Genomic DNA, 15,776 nt, shown 5'->3' with positions numbered 1-15,776 from the left:
CGATAAAAGGTGCAGGACTCTTGCTGTTTTTTATACCCTTTCTCATTTCGACCACATCGTACTTACATACTACTCTTTGCCTGAAGCTGTTCTACTTTGTGGTAGAGCGGCTTCGGGCATTTTACGCTCTTTATTCGGCAAAACGTGCACGTTGTCCGTGCTATACTGAATCTTGTTCGGGAGGTGAGGTATGGTCGTCTATCTGGATGTGCTGTTTGCCGTCAACGCGCTGATGGATGGCGCAACGCTGCTTGCGGCGGCTCGCTTAGGCGGCGTACAGGTGCGGAAAATGCGGCTGATTTTCTCAGCAGCACTCGGCGGCGGCTATGCCGTGCTGGGTGCGGTCTGGCCGGTGCTGACACTCGCGCCGCTGCGCCTGCTTGCAGGACTGGGTCTGTGCATGGTCGCTTTCGGCAGAGAGCGGCACCTTGCGCGGCTGTGTGCGCTGTACGGGGTAGTCGCAGCCTCGTTCGCCGGACTGGCGGCGGCACTGAGTGCCGCAAGCGGCAGGAGGCTGCTGCTCTCGTGCGGGTACTACTTTGCGGTGCCGATACAGGTGCTCGTGCTGGCGGCAACTGTCGGCTATGCGGCAAGCGGGATACTCCTGCGCGGAGACGCGAAGCACGGCGCGCTGCACCGCGAAACAGAAACGCTGACCATCCGGTTCGGCAATCGGCAGACCGCCGTGCGCGTGCTGCACGACACGGGCAACGACCTGCTCGAACCGGTTTCCGGAAAGCCGGTCGTGGTGCTCGAGCGCAAGGCCGCCGAGTGTCTGCTGGACACGAAACTGCCGTTCGGCAGTGCGTCCGCGCAGCTGGCGGCTCTGCCGGAAAATCTGGCTGCACGCTGCGGTCTGCTGCCGTTTCACGCGGTCGGCACGGATGGCGGTCTGCTGCTGTATTTCCGGCCGGACAGCGTGCTGAGAGCGGACGGCACGGCACTCGACTGTGTGTGTGCAGTCAGTGCGGTCTCCATCGGACAGGGCGCATACGAGGGACTTATCGGGGTGTGAAAGGGAGAGCAAAAATGAAGCTTCTGCAGTGGTTAAAGAGGATTTTACGGCGGTTTCGAGCGCAAGGTGTACATTATATCGGCGGCAGCGATGTTCTGCCGCCGCCGTTGTCTCCGGAGGAGGAGGCCGCTGCCGTGGAGGCGAACAGCGGGGGCGATGTTGCGGCGCGCAACTGTCTTATCGAGCACAATCTGCGGCTGGTGGTGTTCCTGGCGCGCAAGTTTGAGTCGAGCGGTGTGGGAACAGAAGATTTAATTTCTATTGGAACAATCGGACTCATCAAGGCGGTGAGCACCTACCGGAGCGACAAAAACGTCAAGCTGGCGACATATGCATCGCGGTGTATCGAAAACGAGATCCTCATGCATCTGCGCAAGATTGCCGGACGGCGGAGCGAGGTTTCCATCGACGAGCCGCTGTCCTCGGACTGGGATGGCAACGAGCTGCTGCTGAGTGATATTCTCGGCACCGAGCCGGACAGCGTCATGCGGCCGCTCGAGGACGATGTGGACAAAATGCTGCTGCATCGTGCACTGGGTCATCTGCCGCCGAGAGAGCGGCAGATCATCTCGCTGCGGTTCGGCATCGGCACGCCGAAGGCGCTGACGCAGAAGGAGGTCGCGGATTTGCTGGGTATCTCGCAAAGCTACATTTCAAGGCTGGAAAAGCGGATTATCGCGCGAATGCGAAAAGATATTTTGAAGTATTTGGCGTTTTAAGGCAATACCGCATAATTGAGCAAGAGTGATTTGCGAGTAAATTTTGCGTACTGACGAGGCACAGTTTTGCGGTAATACTTGATGTATTACCGTGAAACTTCGGCAGCGCGGACGGAACTCGCGCAAGGAACCGAAGCCAAAGTCAGGACACAAAATTTCCGCAAAGCACCGCGGCAGCGCGACCGGAGCCTGCGCAAGGAGCCGCCGCTTTAATTGTGCGGTGTTGCCTTAAGAAAGAGCGAGGAGTGAAAAGTTGAGAGGGGAGAGAACGCAATGGGATATCGTTCGACAAGTCGCAGATAATTCACAAATGCTGTGCAGAATATTCTCCGGGCCAACGAGTTGCGCGACACTGTCATGCATGCCGCGCTTGCGGAGAGTAACCCGCATGTGTAGCGGTAAGGTATCTGACGTTGCATAGAGGTAGAGAAATGGGCGCACATGCGCCCGCGCGGCGTCAGCGCGTTTCCTCGGTTTGCAGCCGATGCAACAGTTTTCTTTTCTCCTGCACTATGCTATAATAAAAGAAAACCCAAGGGATGAGATACCATGCAGATCGAAATTCGGAAGTACGAGCAGCGTGATGCTGCACAGGCAGCAGAAATTTGGAACGAGGTCGTTGAGGACGGTAAAGCCTTTCCACAGATGGAAAAACTGGATGAGGTGACCGGTCATGCCTTTTTCACTGAGCAGACCTATACCGGCGTAGCGTACGACGCGGCAACCGGCGAGCTGGTCGGTCTGTATATTCTGCACCCGAACAATGTGGGCCGCTGCGGTCATATCTGCAACGCCAGCTACGCCGTCAAAAAGACCGTGCGCGGACAGCATATCGGTGAAAAACTCGTTATACACTGCATGAAACAGGGGAAAACATGCGGATTCCGCGTGCTGCAGTTCAACGCCGTCGTCAAGAGCAACACGGGTGCGCTTGCGCTGTACAAAAGGCTGGGATTCACACAGCTTGGTGTGATTCCGGGCGGATTTTTGAACAAGGACGGCGAATACGAGGATATTATCCCGCATTACCATGTTCTGTAAAGAGAAAAGGAGAATACCATGCTTTTTTGCAACATTGATCTGTTGGATGAGAATTTTGCGCTCAAACGCGGGCAGTACGTCGGCGTGAAGGACGGCAAGATCGCCTATATCGGTGACACCGAGCCGCAGGAGGACTACGGCGAACGCTACGACGGCAGACACCGTCTGCTGATGAGCGGCTTCTACAACGTCCACAGCCACGCGCCGATGACGCTGCTGCGCGGTTACGCGGAGAATCTGCCGCTGCAGCGCTGGCTGGGCGAGAAGGTATTTCCGTTTGAGGACAAGATCGATGACGAAGCGGCGTACTACGGCACGCAGCTTTCCATTGCGGAAATGCTGGCGAGCGGTACGGTTTCGTTCTCGGATATGTATTTCTTCTTCGACGGCATGATGCCCGCGATTCGCGAGAGCGGCATCAAGTGCAACCTCAGCCGCGGTCTGACCGTATTTGACGACAGCGACTACGAGAGCCTTGCCGCCTACAAGGACAATCTGCGCCTGCTGAACGAGTGGAACGGCGAGCTGGACGGCCATCTGATCGGTGATCTGTGTATCCACGGCGAGTATACCTCGACACCCAAGGTGGTCGAGGCGGTAGCCGCTCACGCGAAGGACGCGGGTGCGCGTATCCACATCCACCTGTCCGAGACGCAGACCGAGCACGAGGAGTGCAAGCAGCGTCATGGCCTGACGCCGGCGGCGTACATGGAGGCGCACGGCATTTTCGATTCCCCGACCACGGCGGCGCACTGCGTCTGGCTGGAGGACGAGGATTTCGATATCCTCAAGAAGCACAATGTTTCGGTCGCCTGCTGTCCGGCGAGCAACCTCAAGCTGGCATCCGGCTACGCGAACATCCCGAAAATGCTGGAGAAGGGCATCAATATCGCGCTCGGCACAGACGGCGCAGCCTCCAACAACAACCTGAATATTCTGCAGGATATTTACCTGTTCGGCGTGGTATACAAGGGTTTCTATCACGATTCTACGCTGCTGACGCCTGCACAGGTGCTGCACACGGCAACGCGCGCCGGTGCGCTTTCGCAGGGACGCACGGACTGCGGCAAGCTGGCGGTTGGATATAAGGCTGACCTGTGCGTCATCGACACCGATACGCCGCAGTTTACGCCGATGACCGATGCTGCCTGCAACGTGGTCTATGCGGCTCAGGGCGCGGACGTTCGCCTGACCATGGTGGACGGCGAGGTGCTGTACCGCGATGGTGAATTCAAGACCATCGACATTGAAAAGGTAAAGGCGGAAACGCAGAAGCGCACGGACGCTATCTTGCGCCGGCTGTAAGGAGGGAGACCTATGCTGACAAAAGCAAATGTAGTGGAATCTGCAGCATATCTTAAAGAAAAGCTGCCGTTTGTGCCCGAAATCGCACTGGTGCTCGGCTCGGGCATCGGCCCGCTGGCGGATGAGGTGGAGAACCCGGTCTATGTGCCCTACGGCGAGATTCCGCACTTTAAGGTATCCACCGCGCCTGACCACGCAGGACGCATGGTATGCGGCACGCTGGCCGGACGCCGTGTTATCTGCATGCAGGGCCGTCTGCACGGCTACGAGGGCTACGCGCCGGACGAGGTGGCGTATCCGGTTTATGTGATGAAGGCATTGGGCGTGAAGGCGCTTGTCGTGACGAATGCCTCCGGCGGCATCAACACCGGCTATCATGCGGGCGATTTTATGTTGATCACCGACCACATCAACATGACCGGTAAAAGTCCGCTGACCGGCAAAAACGATCCTGAACTCGGTACCCGTTTTCCGGATATGACGTTCGCCTACAGCCATGAGCTCGGTGAAAAAGCCCTGCAGGCCGCTGCGGACTGCGGTCTTAAGCTGCATCAGGGTGTATACTGCGGCGTAAACGGCCCGCAGTTTGAGACACCGGCGGAGATTCGCATGTTCCGCACGCTCGGTGCGGATGCGGTCGGCATGTCCACCGTGTTCGAGGTCATTGCAGCCGCGCACTGCGGTCTGCCGCTCGTCGGTATTGCCATGATCACCAATATGGCGGCGGGCGTGCTTATGCAGCCGCTCTCGGGCGCTGAGGTCAACGAGACTGCCGAGCGCCGCGGCGCAGAGCTGCGCCGTCTGGTAGCAAGACTCCTTGAGATAATACCGCACAATTAAAGCTGCGGCGTTTTGCGGAAATTTTGAGTCCTGATGTTGTTGCGGTTTCTTGCAATATGACAGTATTGCAAGAAACCGCGCCTGATCAGCATGCAAAATTTACCCGCAAATCGCTCTTGTTCAATTATGCGGCATTACCTCAAAAAATTTAACGAATATTTTTAGAAAAGTGTTGACAGAAAGCGATTTCTGCGATATACTGATAAAGCTGTCACGGAAAAGCGTTGGCAGCTTGATTTCGAGGTGTGGCTCAGCTTGGTAGAGCGCTTCGTTCGGGACGAAGAGGCCGCAGGTTCAAATCCTGTCACCTCGACCACTTTTTTCAAATCAAATAACAATATTTCGAGGTGTGGCTCAGCTTGGTAGAGCGCTTCGTTCGGGACGAAGAGGCCGCAGGTTCAAATCCTGTCACCTCGACCACAAAAACTCTGGAAACCACATGGTTTTCGGAGTTTTTTGCTATCTGATGAAAATTATACTTACCACTTAATATATCGAAAGAGAGGACGGCATTGATGCAGAACGCAGAACAGAAGACCGCACTCATTGCGATGAGCGGCGGCGTAGACAGCTCGATCGCGGCTTACCTGATGCGGCAGGCGGACTTCCGCTGCATGGGCACGACCATGCGGCTGTACCGCAACGAGGATCTCGGCGCATGTAATTTCCGCACCTGCTGTTCGGAAAAGGATATCGAGGACGCAAGTGAGGTCGCATTTCAGCTGGATATTCCGTATGAGGTACTGGATTTTACACTGGATTTTCAGGAGAAGATCATTGGTAAATTTGTCCGCACCTATGAGGCAGGCGGCACGCCTAATCCTTGTATTGACTGCAACCGCTTTATGAAGTTCGACAAGCTGCTGGATTTTGCCGAGCAGCACGGCCTGTATTACGTTGTCACGGGTCACTATGCCCGCATTGAGCAGGATGAACAGACCGGTCGCTGGCTGCTCAAAAAGGGCGTGGACGCGGGCAAGGACCAGAGCTATGTGCTGTACACGATGACACAGCGGCAGCTGGCGCACACCAAATTTCCTCTGGGCGACCGCAACAAGCCGGAGATCCGCGAGCTGGCGGAGCAGCTCAGCTTCTGCAACGCACGCAAGCACGACAGCCAGGATATTTGCTTTGTGCCGGACGGCGATTACGTCAAGTTCATGGAGCAGTATACGGGCAAGCACTATCCGGCAGGCGATTTCCTCGATCTGGACGGCAAGCCGGTGGGAAAGCACAAGGGTGCTGTCCGCTATACCGTCGGTCAGAGACGCGGCCTCGGTCTTGCGATGGGTGAGCCGGTGTACGTCTGCGGCAAGGATATGGAGAAGAACACGGTTTCGGTCGGACCGGAGGCGGCGCTGTTCTCGGACACTGTGATCGTAGATGATATGAACTGGATTTCGATTCCGGAGCTGACCGAGCCAATCCACATCAAGGCGAAGATTCGCTACCGCCATGCGGAGCAGCCGGTGACGGTTTCTCCGATGGAGGACGGCCGCGTCAAGCTGGTGTTTGACGAGCCGCAGAGAGCCGCAGCGATCGGTCAGGCGGCGGTGCTGTATGACGGCGATGTAGTTGTAGGCGGCGGCACCATCGTGGATGTGCCAAAGCAGGCGGGCAGGTGAGGCTAGGCATGAAATTTCTCATTGCATCCGATATTCACGGCTCGGCATACTACTGCGAACAGCTGCTGCAGGCGTTCGAGCGCGAGCAGGCTGCGCGTCTGCTGCTGCTCGGCGATATTCTTTACCACGGTCCGAGAAACGATCTGCCGCGCGATTATGCGCCAAAGAAGGTGATTGCCATGCTGAACGGCATGGCGGATATAATCCTATGTGTGCGCGGCAACTGCGACACCGAGGTGGACCAGATGGTACTCGCGTTCCCGATCCTCGCGGACTATGCCGTCCTGCCGGCAGGGGAGCGGCTGGTGTATGTCACGCACGGACATCAATTCAACACGAAAACACCGCCTCCGTTGTGTCAGGGCGATGTGCTGCTGCACGGACATACGCATATTCCGGCATGGGAGCCGTTTGGCAGGGAAAACCTGTATCTGAACCCGGGTTCAGTGTCCATCCCGAAAAATGATACCGCACATGGCTATATGACACTCGAAAACGGCGTTTTTACATGGAAAACGCTGAGCGGCGAACCATATCACACGCTTGCATTGTAAAAAAAGAGGCTGACAGTTCACAGCTGTCAGCCTCTTTTTTATTGAATGTCGGTTTGCTTGCAAACCGCGTCCGCTAAAAGGCTTTGCCTTTTAATCGAAATTAGTCTACCTTCACAGTCCAGCCCAGCTCATCCGGCAGCTTGCCCCACTGGATGCCGGTCAGGGTGTTGTACAGCTTGTGGGTAACTTCACCGATCTCACCGTTGTTGATGTGAGCAACATCGCCCTCGTAGCGCAGCTCGCCAACCGGAGAGATAACAGCGGCAGTACCGGTGCCGAATACCTCTTCCAGCTTGCCGTCGTGGGAAGCCTTCATAACGTCAGCGATCGGCAGGCGCTCCTCGGATACCGGAATGCCCCAGTGCTTGAGCAGCTCGATGCAGCTCATACGGGTAACGCCCGGCAGAACGGTGCCAACAGTCGGAGCGGTGTAAACGGTGCCGTCGATCTTGAAGAAGCAGTTCATGGAGCCGACTTCCTCAACGTACTTGTGCTCAACGCCGTCCAGCCACAGGGTCTGCTCGTAGCCCAGCTCGTGTGCCTTTACCTGAGAGATCAGGGATGCAGCGTAGTTGCCGCCGCACTTGGTGAAGCCGGTGCCGCCCGGGCAGGCACGAGTGTACTCATCCTCGACGAAGATCTTAACCGGATTGATGCCGGTGGAGTAGTAAGCGCCGACCGGAGAGCATACGATGATGAACTTGTGGGTGCGGGAGGTGCGAACGCCCAGATGCGGCTCGGTAGCGATGACAAACGGACGGATGTACAGGCTGGTGCCCTCAGCGTGCGGAACCCAGTCCTGATCGAAGGAAACAATGGCCTTGACAGCCTGAACAAAATCCTCTACCGGCAGGCTCGGCAGGCACATACGATGGTTGGTGTTGATCATGCGCTGTGCATTCTTGTCCGGGCGGAACAGCTGGATGGAGCCGTCCGGGGTGCGGTAAGCCTTCAGACCCTCAAAGGACTCCATTGCGTAATGGAAAACCATCGCTGCCGGATCAAGCTCAAGCGGCTGATACGGTACGATGCGGGCATCGTGCCAGCCCTGTTCCTCATCGTGATCAATGATCAGCATGTGATCGGTATAATGAACACCAAAGCCGAGGCTGCTTTCGTCCGGCTTTGCTTTAGGAGTAGTGGTGCGCTGTGTTGTGATCTGCAGCATGGTTGATTCACTCTTTCTTTATAAGAATTTGTACTCTTTTATTATAGCACTCGATTCTCACAACGCAAGGTGTTTTTCGGCAGAAAGGGTGACAAACCCGCTGCGCTTTGGTATAATATGTTCGTACGAATTGCTGAAAGGAGTGAGTGCGTATCAAAAAAATCATCAGCTGTGTGCTGTGTGCCGCGCTGCTGCTGACGTTTCTGCCTGCACCGGCGCATGCGGTGACGCTGACAGCGATAAACGACTCCATCCTGCCGCTCGACGAGAACACCATGCCTGCACGTCTCGGCGGCGAAACCTATGTGCCGTACAGTGTGTTTACCACGCTTGGCGTGTCAGCCTCGGAGAATGACGGCGTGCTCGATCTTTCCGCAAACGGCGAAACGCTCAGCTTTTCGACTGCGGAAGGCTATGTGTACGACCAGAATCTGAACAGCTATTCCACACCCGCGTATGAGATGAACGGAACGGTTTATGTGCCGGTCAAGTTGTGCTGTGCGAAGTTCGGCTTTACCTATTCTTCACTGACCCTGCAGGGGGAAAATGTGCTGCGTGTCGCGGACGGTTCGGCACAGAGCGATTCGGCGTTTATTGCAGCGCATACCAAGGTGATTGAGAACACGATCGACGGCTACAAGGACAGTACCTCCGGGTCGGACCGCAGCAATAATACGAATACCAATCCCGCACCGGCAAAGCCGGTGGACAACGATACCATCGAAATACCGAAGGTAGAGGAAAAGCCAGCGAAGAAGCCGGTCCGCGTGTATCTTGCCTATTACGGCGCGCCGAACGAAAACACGGCGGCTGTTCTGGACAATCTGCATGACGCAGGCAGGCAGGCGGCGTTTTTTCTGCCGACGGATACCTCCGAATGGGACGATGATCTGGTTCGCCGAATCGCAGCGGAGGGACATACGGCAGCCTTTCTGCTGCAGGCGGACAGCAAAACCGACGGAGCCGACATGCTGGCGGATCTTGCCGCTGCGAACGAACGCCTGACACTGCTGACCGGTGTTGCAGCCCGCATAGCCGCCAACCAGAGCGGCAGCGACGCACTCACCGAAGCACAGCGCAGCGTGCTCATCGGTGCAGGCTACCGCCTGTGGGATGCCGGTCTGGACAGCGGCGATGCCGAGAAAAATGCGGCGGAAGCGTATACGCAGACCGTACAGTATTTCGCCTCCACGTCCGGCGTGGTAGTCGTGCGGCTGCACCACAGCAAGGCAACCCCGAGGCTGACCGAAGCACTGTGCTCGTATATCGGACGGCAGGGTATTTCGGCAGGACGCATTACATACAGCGTTACGCCGGTCAACAGTGCATCCGATACCCGATGAAGGGAGGACTCTATGAAGCTGATCTTATGTGTGGATGATAAAGGCGGCCTGGCCTTCAACCATCGCCGCCAGAGCCGCGACCGTGTGCTGAATGAGCACATTCTTATGCACTGCGGTATACACAGGCTGTGGATAAGTCCGTACACCGCAAAGCTGTTCGGAGCGGATACGGCAGTACGGCTTTGCATCGCCGAGGATTGCCTCGAGCGGGCGGAAGAGGACGATTACTGCTTCGCTGAGGTGCACAATCCTGCACCATACTTAAACAGGGTGCAGCAGGTGATATTATATCACTGGAATCGTGTCTATCCCGCCGACCGGTATTTCACCCTGCCGGAAACCGGATGGACAAAGCAGAGCGAGACCGAATTTGCCGGTTCCTCGCATGAAAAAATAACAGAGGAAGTATTTGTTAAATGCGAAAATTGACCCGCGCGTTTGCGCCGATTGTATTCGTGCTCAGCCTGCTGCTTTCCAGCTGTGCACTGCCCATGCCGTCGAGCAGTATGGTTTCGATGGACGAGCTGCCCGCCTACTCGGGTTCCGCTTATGTCGAGATCGACGGCAACCAGCCATTCTTCACCGACGCAGACAAGCAGGAGACCGAAGCGTTTGAGGAATATTCGGATTTGGATTATCTCGGACGGTGCGGCACGGCATACGCCAATGTCGGACAGGAGCTGATGCCCGCAGATGGAGAAAAACGCGGTTCGATCGGTCAGGTCAAGCCAACCGGATGGCATACCGTCAAGTATGACTGCGTGGACGGCAAATATCTGTATAACCGCTGTCACCTGATCGGCTGGCAGCTTACCGCCGAGAATGCCAACAAGCAGAACCTGATCACCGGCACGCGATACCTCAATATCGAGGGTATGCTGCCGTTTGAGAATATGGTCGCTGACTATGTGAAGGAAACCGGCAACCATGTGCTCTATCGGGTCACGCCGGTGTTTGAGGGCAGCAATCTTGTCGCCTCGGGCGTGCAGATAGAGGCGTGGTCGGTCGAGGATGACGGCGAAGGCATTTGCTTTAACGTGTACTGCTATAACGTCCAGCCGGGCGTGGAAATTGATTATGCCTCCGGCGAAAGTCAGGCAGCGTAAAGAAAAACAGCAAGTTCAGTTGGACTTGCTGTTTTTTCTTTCATTGAGAATGGAGAATTGAAAATTGAGAATTTCGGTAACGCGCAAAGCGCGTTTATTCAATAACCGCCCTTCGGGCGGTTTGAGGCTGTCGAAAAACTATCGTTTTTCGAGCAGCCTCTCGATCGAAACCACGCTTTCGATCGAATGCTGAAGAAAAACCGCGTCCTCCGGACACATTTTTTCTTCCCTTGTATAAAAACCGAGGTACACGCCCCCGGTTTTTATGAATTTGCTGCGCAAATTCTATTTTATGCGTGCTGTCGCACGAAGCACAAAATAGAAATCTGACTTTTCGACAAGCTGTAACCGCCCTTCGGGCAGTTTCTTTCATTCTCCATCCTCAATTTGTTAAATTTGCTTGCGGATATGCTCCAGTGCGCCCTTCTCCAAACGGGATACCTGCGCCTGTGAGATGTGTATCTCATCAAACGAAAGGATGTGATTTTCAGGATGATTCCTGCGCTTATCGTACGGTAAAAGTACGGATTTGTCAAGATGGACAGGGAAAATCAAGCGATTGACCAATAGAGAAGCAAAGCCGCAAGAAACCCGTCACATCCGTCTTTTTCACCGGAAAAATTTATGCTATAATGGTATCAACTACTAAGGGGAAAGGCGGGATACCGTTGCGCACAAGACCAATCCTTGCGGCAGCGGCGCTGCTGTTGGCGGCCGGACTTGCCGCCGTGACGCATCAGGCCGTATCGCAGGCGGACGAGCCGCTCCGCATTGGCACGACGTACATGACGATGAACAACCCGTTTTACAGCGTCATTGACGAGGAACTGCGGTTGGTGATCGAAAGCCGCGGCGATATTCTGCTGACGCGTGATCCGGCGCTCGATCAGGAGCGGCAGAACGAGGAGATACGCGATCTGCTGCACGAAAATATCGACTTGCTGGTGCTCAATCCGGTGGACTATCGTGAGATCGAGCCGGCACTGCAGGAGGCACAGAAGGCGGGCGTACCGGTCGTGGTTATCGACTCGCAGGTCGGCAACCCGGATTTGGTAGCGTGCACGATCGCGTCCGACAACTACGGTGCGGGTGTGCTCTGCGCGGAGCACCTGATGAACACGCGTGATTCCGCGAAGGTCGTGCTGCTTGAGCACGCATCTACCAAGTCCGGCCGAGACCGTATCCAGGGCTTCTGCGATACGCTGGCGTTGCATCCGGATTATCAGATCATCGGTCGGGCGGACAGTGCCGGTCAACTTGAGGTCGCCATGCCGCAGATGGACCGGCTGCTCGAGCGGGGCATCGTGCCGGACGCAGTGATGTGCCTCAACGACCCGAGTGCACTCGGCGCGATGGCGGCTCTGCAGGAGCATGGCATGCTGCAGGATACGGCGGTTTACGGCGTGGATGGTGCTCCCGAAGCGAAAAGCATGATCAGCGAGGGCGCTATGACGGCGACAGCGGCCCAGTCACCCATTCGGCTGGGGCAGATTACCGCGCAGACGGTCTACGCCATCTTAAACGGCGAGGACTACGAAAAGGAAATCACGGTTCCGGTAGCACTGGTGACCAGGGACAACGTAAACAGCTACGACATGGACGGCTGGCAGTAGGGGGGACGGTATGGCACAGAGTTTGCAGTTTTTCCGCCGGATTATGCTGCTGCTGAATATCACCGTGTGCGTATTCCTCGCATGGGTGTTCGGCATGACGCCGGTGTTGGCGGCGCGGCAGTCGGACGGTGTGGCGTTCACGCAGAATTTAAGCGCGCTGCCGGCCAAGCCGTGGACGCTGACCGTAGCGATTCTCAGCATGGCGGCGCTCATTGTGGTTGGTGTACTGCGCAGACGCAGCTATCATTTCGTCGGCTGGATCGAGCCGTTATTCGCGCTGTGCGTGATTTTTGCGCTGCATCTGGACTACAACGGCCTGCTGCTGTATGTGGTTGTGGATTTGATCGACGGCCTGCACGGCAGAACGCGCCGCCGGTTTCTCGGCGTCATGACGGCGCTGTTCCTGCTGACCGGTTTGGGTGCCCTGCAGGGAGCGCTGCACACGGTTCCGTTTTCGGAATATCTGCTGTATTTTGACATGCACACGCGGCAGCTTTTGCAGAGCACGGTGGATTTGCTGGGCGCACTGCACCTTATCCTGTTCGTGGTGTACATGGTGGTGCTCATCGGGCAGAGGACCGAGGAAAATTCGGCAATACGCCGTCTCAACGGCGAACTGGAACAGGCGAACGATCGGCTTTCGGTTATGAACGAGCAGCTCAAGGCTTACGCCGCCGAGAGTGAACGTATGGCCGAAACGCGCGAGCGCAACCGCCTTGCCCGCGAGATTCACGACACGCTCGGCCACGCACTGACCGGCATTACCGCCGGTGCAGACGCATGTCTGCAAATGCTGGAAATCTCGCCCGAGATGGCGAAAAAGCAGATGGAACGCATTGCGGCTACCGCTCGTGAGGGCATGAATGAGGTGCGCCGTTCGGTGCGGGCACTGCGGCCGGATGCACTGGAGCGCATGCAATTAACAGATGCGATAGCGAAGCTGTGCCCGAAATGCAGGCGACTTCGCAGGCGGAGATTATGCTCGACCTGCAGGCTGAGGATCTGCGGCTGTCGCCGGACGAGGAGGACGCGGTGTACCGCATCGTGCAGGAGAGCATCACGAATGCTATCCGGCACGGACACGCAACTGCGGTGCGTGTGCGCATTGCAGCGGAGGAGCGTCGGCTTGGCATAACGGTAACGGACAACGGCTGCGGCTGCACGAAAATTGAGCCGGGATTTGGTCTGCGGCACATGCGCGAGCGGCTTAAGCTGTTAAATGGCACGTTAAAGGTGAAGAGTGAAAACGGATTTGAGCTGCACGCGGAAATTTCGTTAAGATGGGGTGATGTATATGATTAAAGTGCTGCTGGCAGACGATCAGGAGCTGATTCGGGAAAGTTTAGGCTTTGTTTTGAACGCACAGAGCGATATTACCATTGTAGGTATGGCGAAAAACGGCCGTGAGGCCATCGAACTGGTGCGCAGCGAAAAGCCGGATGTTGTGCTGATGGACATCCGCATGCCCGAGGTGGACGGCGTAGAGTGTACGCGGCTGATCAAGTCGGCGCATCCGAATATCAAGGTGATTGTGCTGACCACGTTCGACGATGACGAGTATGTGTTCAACGCTCTGCGGTTCGGCGCGTCCGGATATCTGCTCAAGGGTGTGTCTGTTGCGGATTTGACCAATGCGGTGCGCGAAGTCGTGCGCGGCGGCTCCATTATCGCGCCGGACGTGGCAAGCAAAGCCTTGCAGATGTTCGCGCGGATGGCCAAGGGCAACCTCACCATCGGTGTGGACGAAAAGCAGACTGAGGATTTGCAGGATAACGAATGGCGCATCATCCGTGAGGTCGGTGCCGGACTGTCTAACAAGGAAATCGCGGCCGCGCTCTGCCTGTCCGAAGGCACGGTGCGCAACTATCTGAGCAGCATTCTCAGCAAGCTGGATCTGCGCGACCGCACGCAGCTTGCCATCTGGGCGGTGCAGACCGGCGTAGCAGGCCGTCCGTTTGGAGGTCCGCAATGAAGGGGCTGGCGAAGCGTCTGACAGCGATCATCGTGCTGACAGCGGTGTGCCTGACGATGGTCGTTTACAGCCGCACACGTCCAGTCGAACTGCGACTCGGCTTTATGGCGGGCAGCTACTGGGATGCGCCAAACGGCAACTGCTACGCCGTCATCGACGCGGCGATCGAGCGGTTCGAGCGGGAGCACCCGAATGTGCACGTCACCTACACAAGCGGCATCCTCAAACGGGATTACTCGGAGTGGCTTATCGACCAGTACCTGCTCGGCAGTGAGCCGGATGTGTTCCTCGTGCTGCCGGAGGATTTCGGTGAGCTGTGCGAACTCGGTGCACTCGCGCCGCTGGACGGCTATCTTGCGCAGGACGAGGCGGTGTCCGACACGGATTTCTATCCGGCGGCGCTGCAGAGCGGCGCGGAGAACGGCGTGCAGTATGCGCTGCCGTATGAGTGCGTACCGACGCTGATGTGCGTCAACAAGACGCTGCTCGAAAGCGAAGGCATTGCTGTGCCGTCCGGTGACTGGACGTGGGAGGATTTTTACAACATCTGCGCCAAGGTCACGCACGACACGGATAGTGACGGCGAAATCGATCAGTTTGGCTGCTATGGATATACCTGGCAGGATGCGCTGATCGCGAACGGCACATCGCTGTTCACTGAGGGCGGCAGCAGCTGTCTGATCTCTCTGCCGAGAGCCGTGCAGGCGGTGGCGTTTGCACAGCGGCTGGACAAGCTCACCGCAGAGACCGCGCCTTCTGCACGGGACTTTGACGAGGGCAGGGTGGCGTTTCGGCCGTTCCTGTTCTCGGATTACCGGACATATCAGCCGTATCCGTGGCGCATCAAGCGCTACTCGGATTTCTCGTGGGACTGCATTCCGATGCCGCACGGTCCGGCGGGCAGCAACAGCTCGGAGCTGAGCACCGTGCTGGCCGGCATCAGCAGCCGCTCGGCACATACGACGCTCGCGTGGCAGTTTCTGCGCGAGCTGACCGCCAATGCGGACAATCAGTCCATGCTGTTTACGGATTCGCACAGCGTGTCCGCGTTGCGGAGCGTGACTGACTCGGAAAAAACCCGCCAAATTCTCCGGCAGGACACACCAGGCGAAAGCCGGTCCGGCGTGGAAATGCTGTCGGATGTCATGGAGCAGGCGGTGGCGGCACCGCGGTTCCGCAATTACGATCAGGCGCTGCTGTTGACCGAAGGACTGGTACAGACCGCGATGGAGGATGAGCATAATTTGTCACTCCAGCTGCAAAGAGTACAGCACGAAGTGCAGGAATATTTACAGAAAAACTGACGATATCGAACGCGATACGCGCTCTGTTTGTGCAACACGCACAGACAGAGCGTATTTTATTTGCATATTTTGATAATCAGCATGACATTTGTCATAGAAAAACAGGACGATTATCACACGAGGGTCATGACAAAATACAGATTTCACGCTCCCCCAAATCCGGTATACTAT

The 15,776-nt window shown here is 56.6% G+C and carries 15 protein-coding genes, 2 tRNA genes and 1 pseudogene; 17 read left to right on the top strand and 1 reads right to left on the bottom strand.

What is annotated here, in order from left to right:
* Positions 1 to 190: 190 nt before the first annotated feature.
* From IEY11_RS05360 to yfcE, 9 genes are all read left to right on the top strand, one after another.
* Entirely contained in the window at positions 191 to 1,015 is an 825-nt protein-coding gene (locus IEY11_RS05360) for a sigma-E processing peptidase SpoIIGA (RefSeq protein ID WP_188886012.1), read from the top strand.
* A gap of 14 nt (positions 1,016 to 1,029) precedes the next feature.
* A complete protein-coding gene (sigE, locus tag IEY11_RS05355; RefSeq protein WP_188886011.1) occupies positions 1,030 to 1,734 on the top strand; it encodes an RNA polymerase sporulation sigma factor SigE in 705 nt (234 codons plus the stop codon).
* A gap of 549 nt (positions 1,735 to 2,283) precedes the next feature.
* Entirely contained in the window at positions 2,284 to 2,775 is a 492-nt protein-coding gene (locus tag IEY11_RS05350) for a GNAT family N-acetyltransferase (RefSeq protein WP_188886010.1), read from the top strand.
* An 18-nt stretch (positions 2,776 to 2,793) separates the two neighbouring features.
* A complete protein-coding gene (locus tag IEY11_RS05345; protein WP_188886009.1) occupies positions 2,794 to 4,080 on the top strand; it encodes an amidohydrolase in 1,287 nt (428 codons plus the stop codon).
* 12 nt (positions 4,081 to 4,092) lie between these two features.
* A complete protein-coding gene (locus tag IEY11_RS05340; RefSeq protein ID WP_188886008.1) occupies positions 4,093 to 4,920 on the top strand; it encodes a purine-nucleoside phosphorylase in 828 nt (275 codons plus the stop codon).
* A 239-nt stretch (positions 4,921 to 5,159) separates the two neighbouring features.
* Positions 5,160 to 5,236: transfer RNA gene (locus tag IEY11_RS05335), tRNA-Pro, on the top strand.
* 27 nt (positions 5,237 to 5,263) lie between these two features.
* Positions 5,264 to 5,340, top strand: a tRNA-Pro gene (locus tag IEY11_RS05330).
* 95 nt (positions 5,341 to 5,435) lie between these two features.
* A complete protein-coding gene (gene mnmA, locus IEY11_RS05325; RefSeq protein ID WP_117751264.1) occupies positions 5,436 to 6,545 on the top strand; it encodes a tRNA 2-thiouridine(34) synthase MnmA in 1,110 nt (369 codons plus the stop codon).
* An 8-nt stretch (positions 6,546 to 6,553) separates the two neighbouring features.
* Positions 6,554 to 7,099 carry a phosphodiesterase gene (yfcE, locus tag IEY11_RS05320; RefSeq protein WP_118360721.1) on the top strand — a complete coding sequence of 182 codons (546 nt, stop codon included), beginning with the start codon at positions 6,554 to 6,556 and terminating at the stop codon, positions 7,097 to 7,099.
* Positions 7,100 to 7,199: 100 nt separating this feature from the next.
* Here the strand turns inward: yfcE and IEY11_RS05315 are convergent, their stop codons facing one another.
* Positions 7,200 to 8,267 carry a branched-chain amino acid aminotransferase gene (locus IEY11_RS05315; protein WP_118729083.1) on the bottom strand — a complete coding sequence of 356 codons (1,068 nt, stop codon included), beginning with the start codon at positions 8,265 to 8,267 and terminating at the stop codon, positions 7,200 to 7,202.
* A 146-nt stretch (positions 8,268 to 8,413) separates the two neighbouring features.
* Between IEY11_RS05315 and IEY11_RS05310 the strand changes: the two genes are divergently transcribed.
* The 8 genes and pseudogenes from IEY11_RS05310 (at position 8,414) to IEY11_RS05280 (ending at position 15,605) form a co-directional block, all read left to right on the top strand.
* Positions 8,414 to 9,610, top strand: a complete 1,197-nt coding sequence (locus IEY11_RS05310) for a polysaccharide deacetylase family protein (RefSeq protein WP_188886007.1) — start codon at positions 8,414 to 8,416, stop codon at positions 9,608 to 9,610.
* Between the two features lie 12 nt (positions 9,611 to 9,622).
* Complete coding sequence (locus tag IEY11_RS05305) at positions 9,623 to 10,039, top strand: hypothetical protein (protein WP_188886006.1); 417 nt, start codon at positions 9,623 to 9,625, stop codon at positions 10,037 to 10,039.
* Positions 10,027 to 10,704 (top strand): annotated as a pseudogene (locus tag IEY11_RS05300) (DNA/RNA non-specific endonuclease); the annotation flags it as partial. The gene IEY11_RS05305 and the pseudogene IEY11_RS05300, both read left to right, overlap by 13 nt.
* A 680-nt stretch (positions 10,705 to 11,384) precedes the next feature.
* Positions 11,385 to 12,329, top strand: coding sequence for a sugar ABC transporter substrate-binding protein (locus tag IEY11_RS05295; RefSeq protein ID WP_243183961.1), 945 nt, complete (start codon positions 11,385 to 11,387; stop codon positions 12,327 to 12,329).
* 10 nt (positions 12,330 to 12,339) lie between these two features.
* Entirely contained in the window at positions 12,340 to 13,464 is a 1,125-nt protein-coding gene (locus tag IEY11_RS14855) for a sensor histidine kinase (RefSeq protein ID WP_243183960.1), read from the top strand.
* Positions 13,362 to 13,631: a sensor histidine kinase gene (locus IEY11_RS14850; RefSeq protein ID WP_243183959.1), complete on the top strand. Its 270-nt coding sequence runs from the start codon at positions 13,362 to 13,364 to the stop codon at positions 13,629 to 13,631. Before IEY11_RS14855 ends, IEY11_RS14850 begins: the two co-directional genes overlap by 103 nt.
* Positions 13,624 to 14,301: a response regulator transcription factor gene (locus IEY11_RS05285; protein ID WP_118761317.1), complete on the top strand. Its 678-nt coding sequence runs from the start codon at positions 13,624 to 13,626 to the stop codon at positions 14,299 to 14,301. Before IEY11_RS14850 ends, IEY11_RS05285 begins: the two co-directional genes overlap by 8 nt.
* Positions 14,298 to 15,605 carry an extracellular solute-binding protein gene (locus IEY11_RS05280; protein ID WP_118761318.1) on the top strand — a complete coding sequence of 436 codons (1,308 nt, stop codon included), beginning with the start codon at positions 14,298 to 14,300 and terminating at the stop codon, positions 15,603 to 15,605. The genes IEY11_RS05285 and IEY11_RS05280 overlap by 4 nt, the downstream gene beginning before the upstream one ends.
* Positions 15,606 to 15,776: the final 171 nt, after the last annotated feature.

Source organism: Butyricicoccus faecihominis, assembly GCF_014648015.1.
GTDB classification, from domain to species: Bacteria; Bacillota; Clostridia; order Oscillospirales; family Butyricicoccaceae; genus Agathobaculum; species Agathobaculum butyriciproducens.
Note: the sequence above shows the minus strand (reverse complement) of the source record. Positions and strands in the feature narration are given on the sequence as shown.

Excerpts from the sequence above, each read along its gene's own strand:
- IEY11_RS05360 (WP_188886012.1), top strand. The coding sequence starts at position 191 with ATGGTCGTCTATCTGGATGTGCTGTTTGCCGTCAACGCGCTGATGGAT.
- IEY11_RS05345 (WP_188886009.1), top strand. The coding sequence starts at position 2,794 with ATGCTTTTTTGCAACATTGATCTGTTGGATGAGAATTTTGCGCTCAAA.
- IEY11_RS05315 (WP_118729083.1), bottom strand. The coding sequence starts at position 8,267 with ATGCTGCAGATCACAACACAGCGCACCACTACTCCTAAAGCAAAGCCG.
- mnmA (WP_117751264.1), top strand. The coding sequence starts at position 5,436 with ATGCAGAACGCAGAACAGAAGACCGCACTCATTGCGATGAGCGGCGGC.
- IEY11_RS05350 (WP_188886010.1), top strand. The coding sequence starts at position 2,284 with ATGCAGATCGAAATTCGGAAGTACGAGCAGCGTGATGCTGCACAGGCA.
- yfcE (WP_118360721.1), top strand. The coding sequence starts at position 6,554 with ATGAAATTTCTCATTGCATCCGATATTCACGGCTCGGCATACTACTGC.
- IEY11_RS14855 (WP_243183960.1), top strand. The coding sequence starts at position 12,340 with ATGGCACAGAGTTTGCAGTTTTTCCGCCGGATTATGCTGCTGCTGAAT.
- IEY11_RS05305 (WP_188886006.1), top strand. The coding sequence starts at position 9,623 with ATGAAGCTGATCTTATGTGTGGATGATAAAGGCGGCCTGGCCTTCAAC.
- IEY11_RS05340 (WP_188886008.1), top strand. The coding sequence starts at position 4,093 with ATGCTGACAAAAGCAAATGTAGTGGAATCTGCAGCATATCTTAAAGAA.
- sigE (WP_188886011.1), top strand. The coding sequence starts at position 1,030 with ATGAAGCTTCTGCAGTGGTTAAAGAGGATTTTACGGCGGTTTCGAGCG.
- IEY11_RS05280 (WP_118761318.1), top strand. The coding sequence starts at position 14,298 with ATGAAGGGGCTGGCGAAGCGTCTGACAGCGATCATCGTGCTGACAGCG.
- IEY11_RS05285 (WP_118761317.1), top strand. The coding sequence starts at position 13,624 with ATGATTAAAGTGCTGCTGGCAGACGATCAGGAGCTGATTCGGGAAAGT.